General features: G+C 45.3%; 18 protein-coding genes. 6 read left to right on the top strand and 12 right to left on the bottom strand.

The genetic code is table 11. From position 1 onward, the window contains the following. Positions 1-1,071, bottom strand: coding sequence for a 3-deoxy-7-phosphoheptulonate synthase (locus PK654_RS12685; RefSeq protein ID WP_271696137.1), 1,071 nt, complete (start codon positions 1,069-1,071; stop codon positions 1-3). 245 nt (positions 1,072-1,316) lie between these two features. On the opposite strand from PK654_RS12685, the gene PK654_RS12690 reads away from it, so the two are divergent. Beyond that, complete coding sequence (locus tag PK654_RS12690) at positions 1,317-3,020, top strand: sensor histidine kinase (protein ID WP_271696138.1); 1,704 nt, start codon at positions 1,317-1,319, stop codon at positions 3,018-3,020. Next, positions 3,014-3,739: a two-component system response regulator BtsR gene (gene btsR / locus PK654_RS12695; protein WP_271696139.1), complete on the top strand. Its 726-nt coding sequence runs from the start codon at positions 3,014-3,016 to the stop codon at positions 3,737-3,739. Before PK654_RS12690 ends, btsR begins: the two co-directional genes overlap by 7 nt. A 35-nt stretch (positions 3,740-3,774) precedes the next feature. Here btsR and nagZ read toward each other — a convergent pair whose 3' ends face one another. Then, entirely contained in the window at positions 3,775-4,770 is a 996-nt protein-coding gene (nagZ, locus tag PK654_RS12700) for a beta-N-acetylhexosaminidase (protein WP_271696140.1), read from the bottom strand. A 174-nt stretch (positions 4,771-4,944) separates the two neighbouring features. Here nagZ and PK654_RS12705 point away from each other — a divergent pair, with 174 nt between their 5' ends. Beyond that, positions 4,945-6,075, top strand: coding sequence for an anhydro-N-acetylmuramic acid kinase (locus tag PK654_RS12705; protein WP_271696141.1), 1,131 nt, complete (start codon positions 4,945-4,947; stop codon positions 6,073-6,075). Beyond that, a complete protein-coding gene (gene murQ, locus PK654_RS12710; protein ID WP_271696142.1) occupies positions 6,076-6,993 on the top strand; it encodes an N-acetylmuramic acid 6-phosphate etherase in 918 nt (305 codons plus the stop codon). 93 nt (positions 6,994-7,086) lie between these two features. On the opposite strand, the gene PK654_RS12715 is transcribed toward murQ, so the two are convergent. Further along, the gene (locus tag PK654_RS12715) at positions 7,087-7,428 is read right to left on the bottom strand and encodes a DUF2799 domain-containing protein (RefSeq protein ID WP_271696143.1); all 342 of its coding nucleotides are present in this window, start codon (positions 7,426-7,428) and stop codon (positions 7,087-7,089) included. A 249-nt stretch (positions 7,429-7,677) separates the two neighbouring features. Between PK654_RS12715 and PK654_RS12720 the strand changes: the two genes are divergently transcribed. Further along, positions 7,678-9,162, top strand: coding sequence for a carbon starvation CstA family protein (locus tag PK654_RS12720; RefSeq protein WP_271696144.1), 1,485 nt, complete (start codon positions 7,678-7,680; stop codon positions 9,160-9,162). Between the two features lie 114 nt (positions 9,163-9,276). Here PK654_RS12720 and ispH read toward each other — a convergent pair whose 3' ends face one another. The 7 genes from ispH to murJ all read right to left on the bottom strand — a co-directional run bounded on the left by ispH (position 9,277) and on the right by murJ (position 17,575). Continuing rightward, a complete protein-coding gene (gene ispH, locus PK654_RS12725) occupies positions 9,277-10,221 on the bottom strand; it encodes a 4-hydroxy-3-methylbut-2-enyl diphosphate reductase (RefSeq protein ID WP_271698875.1) in 945 nt (314 codons plus the stop codon). Positions 10,222-10,253: 32 nt separating this feature from the next. Then, positions 10,254-10,685 (bottom strand): FKBP-type peptidyl-prolyl cis-trans isomerase, encoded by a 432-nt coding sequence (gene fkpB, locus PK654_RS12730; protein ID WP_271696145.1) that lies wholly within the window; start codon positions 10,683-10,685, stop codon positions 10,254-10,256. 187 nt (positions 10,686-10,872) lie between these two features. Beyond that, complete coding sequence (locus PK654_RS12735) at positions 10,873-11,151, bottom strand: type II toxin-antitoxin system RelB/DinJ family antitoxin (protein WP_271696146.1); 279 nt, start codon at positions 11,149-11,151, stop codon at positions 10,873-10,875. A gap of 447 nt (positions 11,152-11,598) precedes the next feature. Next, positions 11,599-12,099, bottom strand: a complete 501-nt coding sequence (gene lspA / locus PK654_RS12740) for a signal peptidase II (RefSeq protein WP_271696147.1) — start codon at positions 12,097-12,099, stop codon at positions 11,599-11,601. Positions 12,100-12,111: 12 nt separating this feature from the next. Continuing rightward, a complete protein-coding gene (gene ileS / locus PK654_RS12745) occupies positions 12,112-14,943 on the bottom strand; it encodes an isoleucine--tRNA ligase (protein ID WP_271696148.1) in 2,832 nt (943 codons plus the stop codon). Between the two features lie 62 nt (positions 14,944-15,005). Further along, complete coding sequence (gene ribF, locus PK654_RS12750) at positions 15,006-15,941, bottom strand: bifunctional riboflavin kinase/FAD synthetase (protein WP_271696149.1); 936 nt, start codon at positions 15,939-15,941, stop codon at positions 15,006-15,008. A gap of 71 nt (positions 15,942-16,012) precedes the next feature. Beyond that, entirely contained in the window at positions 16,013-17,575 is a 1,563-nt protein-coding gene (gene murJ / locus PK654_RS12755) for a murein biosynthesis integral membrane protein MurJ (RefSeq protein ID WP_271696150.1), read from the bottom strand. A gap of 222 nt (positions 17,576-17,797) precedes the next feature. Between murJ and rpsT the strand changes: the two genes are divergently transcribed. Beyond that, the gene (gene rpsT, locus PK654_RS12760) at positions 17,798-18,058 is read left to right on the top strand and encodes a 30S ribosomal protein S20 (protein WP_271696151.1); all 261 of its coding nucleotides are present in this window, start codon (positions 17,798-17,800) and stop codon (positions 18,056-18,058) included. 152 nt (positions 18,059-18,210) lie between these two features. On the opposite strand, the gene PK654_RS12765 is transcribed toward rpsT, so the two are convergent. Next, positions 18,211-18,507 carry an ArsR/SmtB family transcription factor gene (locus tag PK654_RS12765; protein ID WP_271696152.1) on the bottom strand — a complete coding sequence of 99 codons (297 nt, stop codon included), beginning with the start codon at positions 18,505-18,507 and terminating at the stop codon, positions 18,211-18,213. 216 nt (positions 18,508-18,723) lie between these two features. Then, positions 18,724-19,623 carry a transcriptional activator NhaR gene (nhaR, locus tag PK654_RS12770; protein WP_271696153.1) on the bottom strand — a complete coding sequence of 300 codons (900 nt, stop codon included), beginning with the start codon at positions 19,621-19,623 and terminating at the stop codon, positions 18,724-18,726. Between the last annotated feature and the right edge of the window lie 191 nt (positions 19,624-19,814).

The following is a 19,814-nucleotide window of genomic DNA, read 5'->3' on the forward strand; positions in this document are numbered from 1 at the left end:
CTATTTTATTCTGTCCTGTAAAAATGGAACCAGCTCTTGATGGGCATGACGCAGCAGAGTCTCTGTTGTATCCCAGTTAATACAGGCATCCGTGATAGAAACACCGTATTTAAGTTGATCCAGCGGTATATCAGATGACTGATTTCCTTCATTCAAATGACTCTCGATCATCAAACCAATAATGGATTTATTGCCTTCACGGATCTGATGGATCACATCTTCAGCCACCAGAGGCTGACGACGGTAATCTTTACGGGAGTTTGCGTGGCTGCAATCGACCATTAGTGATGCATCCAGACCATGTTTTGCCATCTCTTCTTCACACTCAGTCACCGATACAGAATCGTAGTTGGTCTGCTTACCACCACGCAGAATAACGTGGCCGTCGAGGTTACCCTGAGTGGTCAGCAAAGCCACCTGACCTTCACGGTTTATACCCATAAAACGGTGTCCCGATGCGGCTGCCTGCATAGCATTAATTGCCGTTGCAAGATTACCATCAGTGCCATTTTTAAAACCGATAGGCATAGAGAGACCACTTGCCATTTCCCTGTGAGTCTGTGATTCAGTAGTTCGCGCGCCGATGGCAGCCCAACTAAAAGTATCCGCCAAGTACTGAGGACTGATCGGGTCAAGAGCTTCTGTTGCAAGAGGGATTTCCATCTCTGCCAGATCCACCAGCAACTGACGACCAACATGTAAGCCGTGCTCAATATCAAAAGTACCGTCCAGTTGAGGGTCGTTAATCAGCCCTTTCCAGCCAACGGTGGTTCTTGGCTTCTCAAAGTAAACCCGCATAACAATGTAAAGTTGATCACTTAGCTGTTCAGACAGGGCTTTCAGTTTCTTTGCATACTCTTTAGCCGCTTCAACATCATGAATAGAACAAGGGCCACATACCACCAACAGGCGGTGGTCTTTTTTATGAATGATGTCGGATATGGTTTTACGCGATTCCTGAATAAAGCGGCGGGCATTATCACTTAGGGGTAATTTATCTTTTAATTGATTTGGCGTAATAAGCACCTGCTCATCACTGATATTGACATTACTTAGTTCACTTCTTTGCATCTTATTACTTTCCGTATATTTTTATTTACACACTCTATAAAGAACGTGTTGAAAACTGATTAAGGCACAAGATAACAGCTAAAAACAATTATTCAAGTGTAAACATAAAAAAACATTTAGTGTAAATTATTATTTACACGCATTAAAAATCAGCTTTCAGGGCTAACTGCGTCTGTCTCGCTATTTTTACAAACCGTTCTCGCTTAAACTATAGCTATGTCCTCTCGCTGGCTAACTGCTCCATTATGGAATTGATACTCTCTCTGTTGCAACAAATGTGTGTTTATCTGGTCTTGGCCTATATGCTAAGTAAAACACCTCTCTTTCTTCCGCTACTTAGTATCTCAAATCGCAGAGAACACAAGCTAACCGGCTACGTTATCTTCTCACTGTTTTGCATAATGGGCACCTACTTCGGCCTGCAGATTAACGATGCTATCGCCAATACCAGAGCCATAGGTGCCGTGATGGGCGGCCTGTTTGGCGGGCCGGTTGTCGGTTTTGCCGTCGGTTTTACCGGAGGGATTCACCGCTATACGCTTGGTGGGTTTACTGATCTCGCCTGCGCGATTTCCACTACGGCAGAAGGCTTGATTGGTGGCCTGCTGCATAGCTATCTGGTTAAACGGAATAAAACCGAGCAGTTATTTAATCCTGCGGTGGTTTTCTCTGTAACCCTGTTTGCTGAAATTGTTCAGATGCTGGTCATACTGATTGTTGCCAAGCCATTCGAAGAGGCCTACCAGCTTGTCTCCGCTATCGCCGCACCAATGATTATCGCTAACTCTGTTGGTGCAGTGCTATTTATGAGCATACTTCAGGACAGAAAAACCATTTTCGAGAAGTACTCTGCTACCTTCTCCCGCCGGGCACTGACTATTGCTGAACGTTCAGTTGGTATACTGAGCGACGGCTTTAACTCAAAAAATGCGGAAAAAATAGCGCGGATCATTTATGAAGAGACCAATGTAGGTGCCGTCTCTATTACTGATAAAGAGAAAATTCTTGCCTTTGTCGGTATTGGTGATGATCACCACAAGCCTAATACACCCATCTCTTCTCACTGTACCCTTCAGGCTATAGAGCAGAACGATATTATCTATCTGGACGGAACAGAGAACCCTTACCAGTGTTCTCTTTCGTCTGACTGTAAACTGGCCTCCGCTCTGGTTATCCCGTTAAGAGCCGGTGATCAGGTTGTAGGGACGATTAAGCTCTACGAGCCTAAGCGAAAGCTGTTTTCTACCGTAAATATGTCTATGGCAGAAGGGATAGCCCAGTTACTCTCCAGTCAGATTCTTTATGGCGACTATCAGGAGCAACGAATTCTGCTCTCTCAGGCAGAAATCAAACTGTTGCATGCACAGATAAACCCCCACTTTCTGTTTAATGCCCTGAATACCATCAGTGCAGTTGTGCGTAAAGATCCCACTAAGGCGCGGGCGTTAATCCAACATCTGTCTCATTTCTTCCGCAGTAACCTGAAGCAGAATGTCGATACGGTTCCTTTGAGTGAAGAACTGGATCACGTCAATGCTTATCTGACTATAGAGAAGGCACGTTTCAGTGACCGGCTTGAGGTGGATATCGCCATTGATGAGCACCTTCTAAATAGTGAGCTACCCAGCTTTACACTACAGCCACTAGTGGAGAATGCCATTAAGCACGGTACTTCCCATATGCTGGAAGGCGGTAAGATCCGTATCTACAGCCAGTGTAACCCTGAAGGTTGTGAAATTATTGTCGAAGATAATGCCGGCAGTTATCAGCAACCGGATGAAAATCATCAGGGATTAGGTATGCAAATTGTGAGCAAGCGCTTAACCCACTATTTTGGTATTGATGGAGCGCTAAAAACTCAGGTAGAAAAAGGTCACCTTACCCGGATGAGCTTTATTATACCCAATGAAATCACTTCAACTTCAAACAATGGGGCGAAACAATGTTAACGGCTTTAGTCATAGACGATGAAATCCTTGCTCAGGAGGAGCTGACCGAGCTACTGCATGAAACAGGGCAGGTTCAGGTCATTGAAAAAGCCAGTAACGCCATCGAAGGGTTGAAAAAGATAAATGCCGTTAAGCCCGATGTAGTGTTTCTCGATATTCAGATGCCTCAGGTCACCGGTATTGAACTGCTGGCCATGCTGGATCCGGACACCATGCCTTATGTTGTGTTTGTCACCGCCTTCGATCAGTACGCTATTCAGGCGTTTGAAGACAACGCTTTTGACTACCTGCTAAAACCCATTGATACAAATCGTCTGGACAAAACCATCTGTCGTTTGGTCAAACAGCAGCAAATGACCTCAAATCAGGCTGACTATTCTGTACTGGCTCCAACTCAGCTTGAGCAGGTACCTTGTATAGGCCATAACCGAATAATGATCATTCCCGTTAAAGATGTCGAAGTGGTATATAGTGATATCAGTGGCGTTCATGTTCAGTCTTCCCAACAGTCCGCTTCAAGTCAGCTCACCCTGAAAACTCTTGAGGAGAAGACGTCACTATTACGTTGCCACCGACAGTATCTGGTCAATACCAATCAGATTAAAGAGATAAAACTGTTAGAAAACGGGCTTGCAGAGATCTCAACTCTATCCGGACATCAGGTACCGGTAAGCAGAAGACACCTGAAAGTGCTGAAAGAGAAACTGGGTATTGTCTAAGCTGCCCTGCCATTTTCTGATAACAAAATACACTATTACTTATTAGCGGAATCTATCACTCTCTGCATTGCTTCTCTGGCCTGCTTCCACTCTGAGCTGCGCTTCAGATCGTCAAGAGAGTAACTCTGCTTTTTGTACAGTGCCTCTGCCCCGTTTACCTTGCCTGCTTGCAGGTTGTCCAGCACCTCAATCTGAGAGGCGCGATTGTTACAGAGCAGAAGCATATCACAGCCTGCATCCAGCGCCTGTTGTGCCCGCTCTGCCGGAGAGCCCATGATCGCAGCGCCTTCCATATTCAGATCATCAGAAAAAACCACGCCTTTAAAGCCAAGTTGCTCTCTTAGTATCTGTTTCAACCAATACTCTGCACCACTGGCTGGTTTCGAATCATAGTGAGGGAAGATAACATGTGCCGGCATCATTGCATCCAGCAAGCCGCCATCAATCTGTGCTTTAAATACCGCCATATCACGTTCAAAGATATCGCTACGCTCATCAACCGGAGTTTCAAGGTGAGAGTCAGCCACAACACCGCCGTGGCCGGGAAAATGCTTACCTGTAGTCGCCATTCCCGCTTGCCGCATTCCACCGATAAAGGCCGAGCTATAGTCGGTAACCCTCTGAGTATCATCAGCAAAAGCACGGTCACCTATGGCTTTACATTCGTGTCCGGTATCCAGAACCGGAGCAAAACTAAGGTCAATATCATGAGCAATCACTTCTGATGCCATCATCCAGCCAGCTTGTCTGGCCAGATTTAAACCATCATTCTGCCCTGCAAAGTTTTTTGCTGCCGGAATGAGAGTAAAATGCTCACGGAATCGCTGCACCCTTCCCCCTTCCTGATCGACACCAATCAAGATCTTGTTACGGGATGCACTGCGCAGTGACTTATTTAGCGCCAGCAACTGCTGATTGTCGTGATAGTTGCGGCTGAACAATATCACACCACCAACGGTCGGATGATCAAGGATGTCTCTATCCTCTGCATCCAGCTCATATCCGGCAATATCGATCCAGAGAGGTCCCATACTTTATCCTTATACGCTGACTCTCCACACTAGTGTGACCCGATGTGGATAAGTAAAATAATTACAAGAACTTACAGTATAAACAAAGCAAATTCTGTTTTACAATCAAAGCTGATTTATTCAGGCTTTACTGCTAACCTGAACGGACAGTTATTCTAAAGACGGGAAATGGTAATGGAAAGGGGCTCTTTATACATTGGCGTAATGTCAGGTACCAGCATAGATGCCATTGATACTGCTCTGGTTGAGATTACTTCCGCTAGTATCAGCTTAATTGACCAGCACACTACTGCCATTCCCGCCCCCGTAAAACAAGCAATACTCTCAATTGCCAGCGGAGAACAGACCAATATTCAGGCCATAGGCCAGTTAGATAATAAGCTCGGATATTTATATGCCGAAGCAGTAAACCAACTGCTGGAAAAATCTGCCTATCAGGCAAAAGATATTACCGCTATCGGTAACCACGGCCAGACAGTCTTCCACCAGCCGCAGGGTAACTCTTCATTTAGCATGCAACTGGGCGATGCCAATATCATTGCCTGTAAAACAGGCATAACGACAATTGCCGATTTTCGTCGCAAGGATATGGCCCTTGGCGGACAGGGGGCACCTTTAGTTCCCGCTTTTCATCAATCTGTCTTTGCTGCAAAAGACGCTTCTGTGGTTGTGCTTAATATCGGTGGCATCGCCAATATCTCTGTTTTACAGCCTGATAAGCCGACCATAGGTTACGATACCGGTCCCGGCAATATGCTGCTGGATAGCTGGATAAGCAGACAGCTCGGTAAAGCCTATGATCACAATGCGGAATACGCTAACTCAGGTAAGATAATCCCAGAATTACTTTCCCTTTGCCTGCAAGAAAATTATTTCAGCCTGACGGCACCTAAAAGTACCGGTAGAGAGCTATTTAACCTCGGTTGGCTGGAACAAAAGCTATCAAAGCTAAAACTTGATTTTAGTGGTGAGGACGTACAAGCAACTCTGGTTGAACTTACGGCTGTCTCTATCGCAGAACAGGTAAAAAAGTTTCAGAACGGCTCCAGCCCTGAGCTACTGGTGTGTGGCGGCGGAGCAAATAACCCAGCCATTATGTTACGCCTATCTCAACTACTGCCGCAGTGGCATGTCTGCCGGACGGATGATAAAGGAGTCAGCAGTGACTCTATGGAAGCGATGGCTTTTGCCTGGCTGGCCAGACAACGTATTTATAACCAACCCAGCAATCTGCCGGAAGTCACCGGAGCAAGCAAAGCAACTTCGCTGGGTGTAATTTATCCGGCAGAATCTGAGGAATTTTAAATGACAAATGATGCATTAATTTCAGCGCTTTCTACCCTGGTCTCCGAAGGTAGAAACCCGGATACCATGGATATTGATCTGCTGCCGAGCCATAAACTTGTCCAGCGCCTTAACCAACAGGATAAACAAGTGCCTGAAGCGGTAGAAAAAGTACTTCCTGAAGTCGCTGCAGCAGTAGATAAAATCACCGCCGCATTTAAGAAAGGCGCCCGCCTTGTCTATATCGGTGCCGGAACCAGCGGCCGGCTGGGCGTACTGGATGCGTCAGAGTGCCCTCCTACATTCGGAGTGCCAAGCTCCATGGTAGTCGGTCTGATAGCAGGTGGAAAACAGGCTATGTTCTCTGCCGTTGAAGGAGCAGAAGATTCTGAAACTATGGGAATAGATGACCTGAAAGCTATTAAGTTTTGTGCTGATGATGTATTGGTCGGTATTGCCGCCAGTGGCAGAACACCCTATGTAATCGCAGCGCTTGAGTACGCCAATAAACTTGGCGCAACCACAGTTGCTCTATCCTGCAACCCTGATTCTCCTATCGCCGAATTAGCGGCTATTGCTATCAGCCCGGTCGTCGGGCCGGAAGCCCTTACCGGATCAACAAGACTGAAATCAGGAACCGCACAGAAGTTTGTTCTGAATATGCTCACCACCGCCAGCATGATACGGCTGGGCAAGAGCTATCAAAACCTGATGGTGGACGTAAAAGCCAGTAACGAAAAGCTCACTGCCCGTGCGGTGAGGATTGTTATGCAGGCGACTGACTGTAGCGCTGCAGAAGCAAGAAACAGCCTGAACGAATCTGACTTTGATGTGAAGCTCTCTATTCTTATGATTCTTACCGGTATGGAAAAAGAACAAGCCAGACTGCAACTGGATAAGCAGAACGGTTTTCTGCGAAAGGTGGTGGAAAAGCACTAAAACCATACTTCGGAAATATGCAGCAGACAAAGACTATAGAAAGTAAGGGGGCTTCTGATTCTCCTTACTTTCTATACAGGTGCGGACAGAAGTTTATTGAGACTCTTTCCAGCCTCTCTGCCACTCCATACGAAACTTTTGTGCGTTCTCCGTTCCTTCACAAACACCTTCATAGTACTGGCCGGAAAGCCCTATCTGATAAGCGAAATCCGGATTACAATACTCATCTACGCCCTTAAGGTAGCCTTGATCATACTCACCCTGATTAACCTGACCCAGCTGTTGGAGGTCTGCAAACGGTCTTGAATGGCGGCCTTTTATCCCGTCCCTGTAACCTATCTCAAACCAGTCACCACTTTTAGCCAGCTCATCGACACTTGCAGCACATCCTGATATCACAGCAATCAGCAATCCGCTAAGCAGTGCTCTCTTCATAGTAATTTCCTGTTTTATTTATATTTTACTCTTACTATAAAAGCACCTGAATACGGTCATGTCCATTATCTTTTCGTTTGACAGAACAGGGGACAAACTCAGTAGCGACTATTTACAAACCACTCAATTGCCATATCGACCAGTTAACTCTTTATTCAGCCACTGACCTCAGAAGCGAATGAGTCTTTCAGCGACTCTCTTTATGATTGACGATGAAGCAATTAAATAATCAAACGTGGGACAATTATTATGATGTGGTTTCTCTTCTGTATTGCAGCCCTGATAGGCGGATACTTTATTTACGGCGCTTTTGTTGAAAAAGTTTTTGGTATTAACGAAAAACGCCAGACACCAGCACATGCACTTAACGACGGTGTTGACTATGTACCTATGTCAACCAAGAAAGTGTATCTGGTTCAACTATTAAACATTGCCGGTGTTGGTCCAATTTTCGGCCCGATTATGGGTGCCCTTTACGGCCCGGCAGCACTACTCTGGATTGTACTTGGCTGTATTTTTGCCGGTGCGGTTCATGACTATTTCTCTGGCATGCTGTCAGTACGCAACAATGGTGCATCCATTCCTACCCTGACTGGTCGTTACCTTGGTAATGGTGCCCGTCACTTTATGAACGTGTTCGCAATCATCCTTCTGCTTCTGGTAGGGGTTGTCTTTGTATCTGCACCGGCGGGAATGCTGACTAACCTGGTAAATGAGCAAGCTGGCATGGAGATGTCTAAAATCACCATGGTAGTTCTGATCTTTGCTTACTACATCATCGCAACTATTGTTCCTGTTGATAAGATCATTGGCCGCTTCTATCCATTCTTTGGTGCCCTGCTGGTATTTATGTCTGTAGGTCTTATCGCTGCGGTTGGTTTCTCAAGTGAACACACTATCCTTGGCGGTTTCGCCATCAGCGACATGTTCACCAACATGAACCCGAACAACCTGCCATTATGGCCTGCACTGTTTATCACTATCGCATGTGGTGCTATCTCTGGCTTCCACGCAACTCAGTCTCCTCTGATGGCCCGTTGCATGGAGAACGAGAAAAATGGTCGTTTTGTATTCTACGGAGCAATGATTGGTGAAGGTGTTATCGCGATCATCTGGTGTACGCTTGCCCTGACTTTCTTCGGCTCAATCGATGGTCTGCAGGAAGCGGTGAAAGCTGGTGGTCCGGGTAACGTAGTTTACTCTGCATCATTTGGTCTGCTGGGTGTGTTTGGTGGTATTCTGGCTTTCCTTGGTGTGGTTATCCTGCCAATCACTTCTGGTGATACCGCGTTCCGTTCAAGCCGTCTGATCCTTGCGGAGTACTTTAATGTAGAACAGAAAACTCTGCCTAAGCGTCTTCTGATGGCAGTACCTCTGTTCATTATCGGCGGTATCCTGACTCAGGTTGACTTCGGTATTATCTGGCGCTACTTCGGCTTTGCTAACCAGTCAACTGCAACCATGATGCTCTGGACTGCGGCGGCTTACCTGCTACGCCACAACAAACTGCACTGGATTGCTACTGTACCAGCCATGTTTATGACTACGGTTTGTGTCAGCTTTATTATGAGCAGTGCTAAACTTGGCTTCGGTCTGCCAATCAGCCTGTCAACAGTAATCGGTGTTGCATCTGCACTAGCTATTACCGTTTACGTCATCAAAACCTCAAAAGGTAAAGGCGAAACTGAACTGGCTGACGAAGAGAAGCCTCAGGTAGAAACTAAAACCGCTTAATTTAATAAAGTGAAAAACTATCACCAGCACCAGTGGTGTTGGTATAGGATTTGAAATTCAAAAAAGGGTTCCAACAGGAACCCTTTTCTATTCTTAATCAGCTAATTAATTTTGTTAGCCGACATTTTTAATCTGCAGCTCTTTCGGGACTTCAAAGAACATATTCTCTTCCCGCCCCTGAACTTCTTCTATTGTCTCAGCACCCAGCGACTGAATACGCTTAAGAATATTATCAACCAGTTCTTCAGGCGCAGATGCGCCGGCAGTAACACCGATTTTCAACACACCATCGAACCAGTCAGCTTTAATCTCTTCAGGGCTGTCTGTCAGATACCCTTTGGTACCCAGTTTTTCTGACAACTCTTTCAGGCGGGTAGAGTTTGATGAGTTCTTAGAGCCGACAACCACCATTACATCTACAGACTCAGCCAGACTGCGCACCGCATCCTGCCGGTTCTGGGTTGCATAGCAGATATCATCTTTTCTCGGTCCCTGAATTTGTGGGTAAACCTGACGAAGCTTCTCAATAACCGCTGAGGTTTCATCTACCGACAGAGTCGTCTGGCTTACATAGTGCAGGTGAGAAGGATCTTTCACTTCAAGTTTCAATACGTCCTCAGGTTTCTCAACCAGATACATACCGCCCTCTGCACTGGCATACTGCCCCATAGTGCCTTCTACTTCCGGATGACCAGCATGACCAATAAGCACTACTTCCATATGTTTTTTACTGGCTCTTGCCACTTCCATATGGACCTTGGTTACCAGCGGACAGGTGGCATCAAACACCGTCAGGGTTCTGGCCTTGGCCTCTTCTCGTACTGCCTGAGAAACACCGTGAGCAGAGAAAATAACAATATTATCGTCAGGTACTTCGCTCAGTTCCTCAACAAATATCGCTCCGCGCTGTTTCAGCCCTTCGACCACAAAACGGTTATGTACCACTTCGTGTCGTACATAAATAGGAGGCTGGTACATATCCAGTGCACGCTCAACAATACTGATCGCCCGATCAACTCCGGCACAAAAACCACGCGGGTTGGCAAGTAGTATTTTCATTTCATCGCTCATAGCAGTTTCTTTAATGGCGCCTATTCTACAGATAAAATCTCAACTTCAAAGGTTACATCTTTTCCTGCTAGAGGATGATTGAAGTCAACGGTAACCGACTCGCCGGCTATTTCGGTAATAATTCCGGGTATTTCCATACCATCTGGCCCGGTAAAGGCCATAATAGTGCCGACTTCTGCACTGGTTTCACCGGCAAATTTAGCGCGACCCATATAATGAATATTATCCGGATTAGGCAGACCAAATGCGTCTTCTGCTTTCAGGGCGACACTGCGTTCATCTCCCTGTTTTAACCCCAGAAGATGCTTTTCAAAGTTTTCACTCAAACTGCCGTCTCCCATTACAAACTTTGCCGGCTTGCCAGACATTCGGGTACTGTCAGCAACAGAGTCATCGGTTAATTTGATGGTAAAATGGAGGGTAACAACACTATCAGGCTTAATAGAACTCACAACTTCATCCTTGCTTTTATCGCCAGATATTTTATCTGGCTGTTAGAATATTTTCTGCTCTATTTAAACATTATGAGTAACGATTAAAAACCACAACTTTTCTCCGGAAGAAAGAAATGTGACAAGAAAAAAGCAGCACCTTTAATAGATGCTGCTTTATAAAATTCTGCTCTTGTCTGAAACTGAATCAGCTACCCATTAACTCATTAATAAAACGGCACTGAGATTCAAAGTTATCTAAATCATCCTGATTAGCACTTTCACCCTGAAATACCGGCTTATTGTCAAAATGGTATGTCTCTGCCTGTTCTGACCTGATATAAGTCGGAACAGCTCCCTGATTAACCACTGCATGAGTAAAAAGGGTAAGTACTTCTTTCGGGCTAAGACCTGCCTCTTTACACACCTTGGCAAATGCCAGCTTGGTCTGCTGATCTACTGGATATAGCTTTACATCCGATGACATTCTGCACCTCCGCCTGTGCCGGTTATTTTTATCAGACGATATTTTTATCTGACCCACTGCTTTCACTATTGCGGTAAATATTATTAATCAATCATCAACCAGTATAGCAATATTAGCCAGATAAGCTAATCAGTAAAATAGTATAGGCAATATTAATAACGGCCAAAAGATTATTTACAAAAATCCCTGAAAATTTGAGCTTACTGGCAAAGTTATGCGGTTAACATCTCAAAAAATCACTGCTTTCTCATAACAGAGAATCTATTTTTTAAGCAAGTAATGTCACTATGGAACCAATATCAGTTCCTCTGATGGCATGAGTTTTAGTAGAATATTTTCTGTTTTCATTACATATATAACTAATGGATTTCTGCTAAACCGATCGCCAAATACAAAAACACCAGAGGTTAAACTCTGGTGTTTTTAAGCTTTATATTTACTGGCAATTTAATTATTTTTTTTACGGAAACCATCCAGAATTATCATAGCCGCTCCGATACAAATTGCCGTATCAGCAAGGTTAAAAGCCGGCCAGTGATAATTACCCCAAAAGAAATCCAGATAATCCACAACGAAACCATGTACCAAACGGTCATAAACATTGCCAATAGCACCGCCAATAATCATGGCATAAGCACTATTATTCCAGCGCTCTTTAGCCGGTAATTTTGCCATCCAGTAAATAAGCATGGTGCAAACCGCAAAAGCAATAGCAGTAAAAAACCAGCGCTGCCAGCCACCTTGATCACTTAAAAAGCTAAAAGCGGCGCCATAGTTATGAACATAGAGGAAATTGAAAAACGGCAGAACTTCTATCCGGTTCTGCCAGCCAAACCCCATATTGTTCATTACCACATATTTGATGGCAATATCAGCAATAAACACCAGAGCCGCCAGCCAAAGCCAGCGAACTCCTGTATTTTTAACTGATGAAGATAGTCGGCTCATAGTCACCTGCAGTTAAGCAAACTGACGCGCTTCGCCGTCACCATCAACATTAGACACACAGCGGCCACAGATTTTCTCATGACCTTCAATCTGACCAACATCAGCAACATGGTGCCAGCAGCGATCGCACTTCTCAGCTTCAGAGGCGTTGACCTCAACAAACAGACCTTCAATCTCTGTGGCATGAGCCGCTTCTGACTTCTCGCTAAGCGGCTTAACTTCCGCTTTCGATGTCAGCAGCACAAAGCGCAACTCATCATCCAGCTTACGGATAGTGTCAGCCAGAGCGTCATCAGCAAACAGTGTTACTTCCGCCTGAAGCGAACCACCAATGGTCTTCTCATTACGGGCTGACTCAAGCAGTTTGTTTACTGCACTGCGCACTTCCTGAATTGAGCTCCAGAACTCGTCGTTCAGCTCTTCGCCTTCAGCAAGACCAAACAGACCGTCATACCATGCTTCAGTAAAGACAAACTTGCTTCTTTCACCCGGCATCTGGTTCCAGATTTCATCGGCTGTGAAAGAGAGGATCGGCGCCATCCAGCGAACCAGGGCTTCTACGATGTAGTAAAGAGCCGTCTGACAACTGCGCTGAGCGTGTCCGCCCTGCTTAGCTGTGTACTGACGGTCTTTGATAACATCTAAGTAGAAAGAACCCATTTCAATAGAGCAGAACTGCATCAGACGCTGCGTTACCGCGTGAGTATTATACTCATCGTAGGCTTTAACAATTTCAGCCTGAGCAGCCTGAGCACGACCTACTGCCCAGCGATCCAGAGCAACCATCTCTTCCACAGGAACGATATCTGTTTCTGGGTTAAAGCCACTCAGGTTAGCAAGGAAGAAACGCGCAGTATTACGGATACGGCGATAAGCATCGGCGCTACGCTTCAGGATCTCATCAGAAACGGCAACTTCACCGGTATAGTCAGTAGACGCAACCCATAAGCGCAGAATATCCGCACCCAGTTTGTTAGTGACATCTTTAGGCGCAACAACGTTACCGATAGACTTAGACATCTTACGGCCGTGACCATCAACGACGAAACCGTGTGTCAGCACTTGCTTATAAGGCGCTACACCCTTCATAGCAATGGAAGAGATCAGTGAAGACTGGAACCAGCCACGATGCTGATCCGAACCTTCAAGGTACATATCGGCACTGTTGCCGTTAAACTCATCACGGTTGTCTACTACAGCATAGTGAGTAACACCAGAGTCAAACCAGACGTCCAGAGTATCAAGAACCTTCTCATACTTATCGGCATCTTCAGCACCCATTAGCTCAGCAGGATCTACATCCCACCATGCCTGAATACCTTTCTGCTCAACCAGTTTCGTCACTTTTTCAATCAGCTCAGCACTATCAGGGTGCAGTTCTGATGTCTCTTTATGAACAAACAGAGCAATTGGCACACCCCAGGTACGCTGACGCGAGATACACCACTCAGGACGGCCTTCAATCATACCTTCAATGCGGCTCTGACCCCAGTCAGGGATCCACTGAACGCCTTTGATGGCATCAAGCGCTTTAGAACGCAATCCGGCCTGATCCATAGAAACAAACCACTGCGGCGTTGCACGGAAAATAATCGGGGTCTTATGACGCCAGCAATGTGGGTAGCTGTGCTCATAAGCGTGATGATGCAGCAATGCTCCGCGCTCTTTCAGAACGTCAAGAACTGCATCATTGGCTTTAAATACATGCTGACCGGCAAAAAGCTCTGTATCCGGCAGGAATACACCGTTAGAACCAACCGGGTTTGCTACTTCAAGATCGTATTGCTGACCAACAGCAAAGTCTTCCTGACCATGACCCGGGGCAGTATGAACGACACCAGTACCAGACTCAGTCGTAACGTGATCGCCAAGGATGGCTGGAACATCAAAATCATAGAACGGGTGCTGGAAGCGCATCAGTTCAAGATCGGCACCTTTACAGAAGCCCAGATTGTGGAAATGCTCGATACCGGCACGATCCATCACATCTTTAGCCAGCTCAGAAGCAACCAGCAGTCGCTGAGGCTGCTCGCCTTCTACCTGAATCAGTACATACTCAAGATCAGCACGCACGGCAACAGCGCGGTTGGCAGGAAGTGTCCAAGGCGTTGTTGTCCAGATAACAATAGAGATATCGCCTTCTCCCGCATGGCCGTCAGAGACTGAGAATTTCTCAACCAGCGCCGCCTCATCTACCGCTTTAAACTTAACGTCGATAGAAGGGGAAACTTTATCTTTATACTCAACTTCAGCTTCTGCCAGAGCAGAGCCACAGTCTGTACACCAGTGTACAGGTTTGAAGCCTTTCAGCAGGTGGCCTTCGTCAGCGATCTTGCCCAGAGCGCGGATAATATTAGCTTCTGTTGCAAAATCCATAGTGCGGTAAGGCTTATCCCACTCACCCATAATTCCTAGACGCTTAAAGCTCTCTTTTTGTCCTTCGACCTGACCAGCCGCATAAGCACGGCACTTCTCGCGGAATTCTGCCGCGGTCACTTTCTGGCCCGGTTTACCGACTTTCTTCTCTACCATAAGTTCGATTGGCAGACCGTGACAGTCCCAGCCCGGAACGTATGGGGCATCGAAGTCAGACAAGGTTTTGGATTTAATAATAATGTCTTTAAGAATCTTGTTTAATGCATGACCAATATGAATATCACCGTTGGCATACGGAGGGCCATCATGTAATACGAACGATTTTTTGCCTTTCTTAGCTTTACGGATTTCACCGTAAAGATCTTCTTTATACCAACGCTTAAGCATTTCCGGCTCACGATTCGCCAGATTACCGCGCATTGGAAACCCTGTTTCTGGTAAATTCAGGGTATCTTTATAGTCAGTCATTGATTCTTAGTTCCGTTGTGTTGGGCGAAGTTAGACATTATTTAGCCGGTTCGGTTAACCCGCTAATTCTCTAGCTGATGCAGCCACACCCTTGCTGCCTCAGCATCCAATTCAATTTGTTGTTTTAACGCTTCAAACGACTCAAAACGTTTCTCTTCTCTCAGTTTCTTCAGCAAAGAAACCTCAAGCTGTTTACCATAAAGGTTTTTATTAAATTCAAACAGGTGCACTTCAAGTTGCTGACGAACGCCATTTACTGTCGGACGTTGGCCGATATTGGCAACGCCACCATAAGATGACTCATCCACCCCATGCACCTGTACCACATAAACCCCGGACACCGGAGAGACGCATCGTTTCAGCGGGATATTCGCGGTAGGAAACCCTATGGTTCTACCCAGCTTCTGCCCGTGAGAGACGCGTCCGCTGATGCTATATGCTCTTCCCAGATATCTCTCTGCCTGAGCAATCTCATTATCTGCCAAGGCCTTACGTATCGAAGTACTACTTACTCTGTGTTCCTGAACACAAAAACTTTCCGTGTTCACCACTTCGAAGCCGTATTTTTCTCCGGCTTTTTTCAGCATATCAAAGTTACCGGCTCTCTCTCTGCCAAAGCAGAAATCATCACCGACAACCAGATATTTCACCCCGAGCTTATCAACCAGTAAATCACGGATAAAGGATTCCGCCGGCCAGTCAGCAAAGCGTTTATTGAAGTTAACACAAAGCAGCCGATCAATCTTGAGCTTACTCAGTTGAACATACTTATCTCTCAGCCGGGTCAGTCTTGCCGGAGCTCTATCTCCTGCAAACAGTTCCATGGGCTGCGGTTCAAAGGTCATCACCACCGAAGGCAGTTCCAGTTGTTTCGCCTTAGCGCACAACTGAGCCAGAACTCTCATATGCCCTAAATGGACACCATCAAAATTCCCTATGGTTAAAACACAGCCTTTATGTTGTGTTTTAATGTTATGTATACCCCGGATCAATTCCATTTGAACTTACTACAAACCCAATGTTGACTAATTGATTTATGTGAAACTGACGGATTATATACCAATCTGTATTAGTCCGTAACCGCTTTTAGGTGATTTAAACGTATCCCTAATATCAGCGCGGTAATTACATAGCTTAACCCGCCAACGCCAATGTAAAAAGCCAGCATCATTACTCTCTCAGTAATCCCCCAGTCAAGCCACTGTGACATTTCCGGAGTTAACCAGTGTAACCCTGCCACCATAGCAGATCCGGCCAGCAATAATCTCAGAGAAAAAGAGAGGGTCTGCTTAGTGACACTATATACACCCGCCATATGCAGGCCACGGTACAGCAGAGCCATATTAACAAAGGCCGATAAGGCGGTAGCCATTGCCAGACCAACATAACCGTAAAAATAGGCGAAGATAGCGTTAAACACCATATTAGACACCATAGCGATAATGCCGTACTTCACTGGAGTCTTAGTATCCTGACGGGAGTAGTACCCCGGAGCCAGCACCTTTATCAACATAAAGTTCAGCAAGCCGGAAGCATAAGCAATAAGAGACATGGAGGCCTGATTAACATCATGAGGAGTAAACTCCCCGCGCATAAACAGCACCATTAACATAGGTTTAGACAGAACCATTAGTCCGAGCATTGCCGGGAAGCCCAGCAGTAGCACCATTCTGACTCCCCAGTCCATGGTGCTGCGGAAGCCCTGATTATGAGAATCGACATGCTTTCTGGACAGAGCAGGAAGAATCACTGTGGCAATGGCGATACCAAACAGGCCAAGGGGAAACTCCAGCAGACGATCTGAATAATAGAGCCAGCTTATAGAGCCGGTAGCAAGAAAGCTGGCAATAAAGGTATCAAACAAAAGGTTTATCTGACTGACAGAAACACCAAAAAGTGCAGGTATCATCAGGGTGCGGATCTTTACTACTCCGGGATCACGCCAGCCCCATTGTGGTTTCACCAGTGCTCCCTCTTTAATAAGAAACGGGATCTGAAATAAAAACTGCACTAAACCCCCAAGAAATACCCCAATAGCCAGCCCGACTTCCGGCTGCTGCAGATTAGGTGAAATAAACAGAGCCGACGCAATAATCATCACGTTCAGGAAAACAGGTGTAAATGAGGAGACAGCAAACTTGCCCAGTGTATTCAGTATTGAGCCGGACAGAGCCACAAAAGTGATAAACCACAAATAGGGAAAAGTAATTTTCAGCATAAAGCTGGCCAGTTCATATTTGTGTGCAGATGGCCCGCCATTCAGCCAGTCAATAAACCAGCCGGCACCAAACAGTGCCGTAACCACACCAGAGCCTAATACGCCGACAAGAGTAACAATAGTCACCAGCACACCAAGAGTACCGGATACACGGGCAATCAGCTGTCTGGTCTTCTCTTTATCTCCCTGAGCCTGATACTCTGTCAGAACAGGAACAAAAGCCTGAGAAAAAGCCCCTTCAGCAAACAGTCTTCTCAGGAAATTAGGAATTTTATTGGCAAAAAAGAAAACGTCAGCGCTTGCACCGGCTCCCATTAAGTTGGCCACTACCACATCACGTACTAAACCCAATACACGTGAAACCAGAGTCATCAGGCTGACAATCATGCCTGATTTCAGGAGTCGCTTACTCACAAATACCTCTTAGAATAGTTTGCTAATGCGATATACAGAATTGATGGCATTGGCACTAAAATGCTGTTAGAATCCACGCCATCTTAACCGCGTTAACCCAACTATTCCAAATTTGTGTGGATTAGACGGGTTTTTGCACAAATCATTTGACATCACGGCGAGAAAGAGGCATATTCCTCCGCCTTAAATTGTCACCGAACTAAGTTTTTGGGAGTTAGACCCTTGGCAAACAGTAAATCTGCTAAGAAGCGCGCTATCCAAGCTGAAAAACGTCGTCAGCACAATGCTAGCCGTCGTTCTATGATGCGCACTTACATGAAAAAAACTATCGCTGCTATCGAAGCGGGCGATAAAGAAGCTGCAACTGCTGCATTCGCTGCAGTTACACCTATCCTAGACCGTATGGCGACTAAAGGCCTTATTCATAAGAATAAAGCAGCACGTCATAAGTCTCGTTTCAACGCCGCTATCAAAGCACTTTAATTTAAAGTACTCTTTTAGCGATTGAAACAAAAAAACCGGCTTCAGCCGGTTTTTTTATATCTGAATATCACTACCAATAACAATCACTTAATTTCTAATCATCCATTTTTAGTGTTAAAGATTATTATTGGTATTGATACAAAGTGACTCTGTTATGCAGGGCAGTAAAGAGAGTGCAGTAGTTTAATCATCTCTTTCACCTCGTGGCTACTCAGAGAGTAATAAACTGTCTGTGCTTCTTTTCTTGTGGCAACAAGTCCATCCCGTCGAAGCCATGCCAGATGTTGCGATAAAGCAGACTGGCTAAGTTCCAGCATAGTACAAAGTTCACCTACAGAAAGCTCTTGTTCATGAAGAATGCACAAAATCTGAAGCCTTCTTTCATTCGCCATCGCTTTCAATAAGGCCACAGCCTTAGCGGAGTTTCTCTCCATTTCCTGTAGGTTCATTTATTCGCCTCCAACAAGCTGTTTTTATATGAACTAGAGTTTTACTTGAGCTAACATGAAAACCATTGCAATGTTAGTTTTTGCGCTTACTAACAAAATGATTAATATTTAACCCACGAATGGTAATACAATCGCTCTCCAGATTGAAGAGCAAAGCGTATTGATTAACAAATTACTTAATTATAGAAAGACCTTTATATGTAAATTTGAGCCAAACTATAAAGATGGATTAAACAGGGAGTCGAAATCTGAGTCACAAACACTTTTCACTGCCGGATGCTGAATCATTCTTTCCGCAAAAATAACGTAATACTCTTCTTTTAACTCTTTCACTTTTCCAATCTGTTGGAAAGCCGCTTCATCATTAAGTTCCGCCAAATATAAGTCTGGTGCCAGATATATAACATCTGAGTGATAGCGGGCAAAAGCCTTCATTAAGGCAACATCATCAAACTCACCCAGAATACTGGGTTGTAATCCCTGCTGATCGAACCATGCTGACACTTTTCTTCCCATTGAAGTCCGCCCGCCAGGGATCAACAGTTTCTTCTGTTCAAGAATTTCCGGAAAACTAAACTTCTCCAGATGCCCCGAATAAAAGAAGCTTAATGAACACTCACCTAACTTTTTGCTATACAAACCGGGTAACTGGCTTGAGTCTATAGGGCAGTCAGAAAGAATCATATCCAGCTTATGTTGTGAAAGTTGTTCCAGCAACAGCTCGTGGGTAGATTCAAAACAGCGCAAATGAATATTGCTTTCTTCTGAAATCGTGGTCATTAATACTTTACTTATCAGACGCTTTGATAAGGCATCTGCTACACCAACATCAAAAAGCAGGTTTGATCGTTGACTGTAGTTGACGATATCCAACATCTCATAACTAAGATCAAACATTCTGTCCGCATACTTATAAATAAGCTGGCCAAGTTCCGTTGGCTCTATGCTGCGTCCGTTTCTCTTAGTCAGCTTGCCATTAACCCTATCTTCAAGGGCCTTGATCTGACCAGTCACCGTTTGTGGTGTCAAAAAAAGGGCGTCTGCTGCACGGGTAACAGAGCCCTGCTTACAAACCATCCAGAAATAGTAGAGGTGGTTATAGTTCAAATGTGACATCAGCGATGATTCCTTTTCAATCCGCAGACAAGTTGAAAGATAACAATATATCAACAACTCGGTAAAACCGAAAACTAATAATAAAAGTTATATTTTTTCCGATAGTAGCAGTCACAATTTGACACTTTATTTCGCCCATTTAAGCCTCTCAGGCGTAAATAATTCTGAACAACACAGAGTACACAGCGGGC

The sequence above is a fragment of the Vibrio sp. SCSIO 43137 genome, from assembly GCF_028201475.1.
Classification (GTDB): domain Bacteria; phylum Pseudomonadota; class Gammaproteobacteria; order Enterobacterales; family Vibrionaceae; genus Vibrio.

Excerpts from the sequence above, each read along its gene's own strand:
- murQ (WP_271696142.1), top strand. The coding sequence starts at position 6,076 with ATGACAAATGATGCATTAATTTCAGCGCTTTCTACCCTGGTCTCCGAA.
- PK654_RS12735 (WP_271696146.1), bottom strand. The coding sequence starts at position 11,151 with ATGTCATCGGATGTAAAGCTATATCCAGTAGATCAGCAGACCAAGCTG.
- PK654_RS12720 (WP_271696144.1), top strand. The coding sequence starts at position 7,678 with ATGATGTGGTTTCTCTTCTGTATTGCAGCCCTGATAGGCGGATACTTT.
- nagZ (WP_271696140.1), bottom strand. The coding sequence starts at position 4,770 with ATGGGACCTCTCTGGATCGATATTGCCGGATATGAGCTGGATGCAGAG.
- PK654_RS12715 (WP_271696143.1), bottom strand. The coding sequence starts at position 7,428 with ATGAAGAGAGCACTGCTTAGCGGATTGCTGATTGCTGTGATATCAGGA.
- nhaR (WP_271696153.1), bottom strand. The coding sequence starts at position 19,623 with ATGTCACATTTGAACTATAACCACCTCTACTATTTCTGGATGGTTTGT.
- PK654_RS12690 (WP_271696138.1), top strand. The coding sequence starts at position 1,317 with ATGGAATTGATACTCTCTCTGTTGCAACAAATGTGTGTTTATCTGGTC.
- ribF (WP_271696149.1), bottom strand. The coding sequence starts at position 15,941 with ATGGAATTGATCCGGGGTATACATAACATTAAAACACAACATAAAGGC.
- PK654_RS12765 (WP_271696152.1), bottom strand. The coding sequence starts at position 18,507 with ATGAACCTACAGGAAATGGAGAGAAACTCCGCTAAGGCTGTGGCCTTA.
- lspA (WP_271696147.1), bottom strand. The coding sequence starts at position 12,099 with ATGAGCCGACTATCTTCATCAGTTAAAAATACAGGAGTTCGCTGGCTT.
- PK654_RS12685 (WP_271696137.1), bottom strand. The coding sequence starts at position 1,071 with ATGCAAAGAAGTGAACTAAGTAATGTCAATATCAGTGATGAGCAGGTG.
- ispH (WP_271698875.1), bottom strand. The coding sequence starts at position 10,221 with ATGAAAATACTACTTGCCAACCCGCGTGGTTTTTGTGCCGGAGTTGAT.
- PK654_RS12705 (WP_271696141.1), top strand. The coding sequence starts at position 4,945 with ATGGAAAGGGGCTCTTTATACATTGGCGTAATGTCAGGTACCAGCATA.
- btsR (WP_271696139.1), top strand. The coding sequence starts at position 3,014 with ATGTTAACGGCTTTAGTCATAGACGATGAAATCCTTGCTCAGGAGGAG.
- ileS (WP_271696148.1), bottom strand. The coding sequence starts at position 14,943 with ATGACTGACTATAAAGATACCCTGAATTTACCAGAAACAGGGTTTCCA.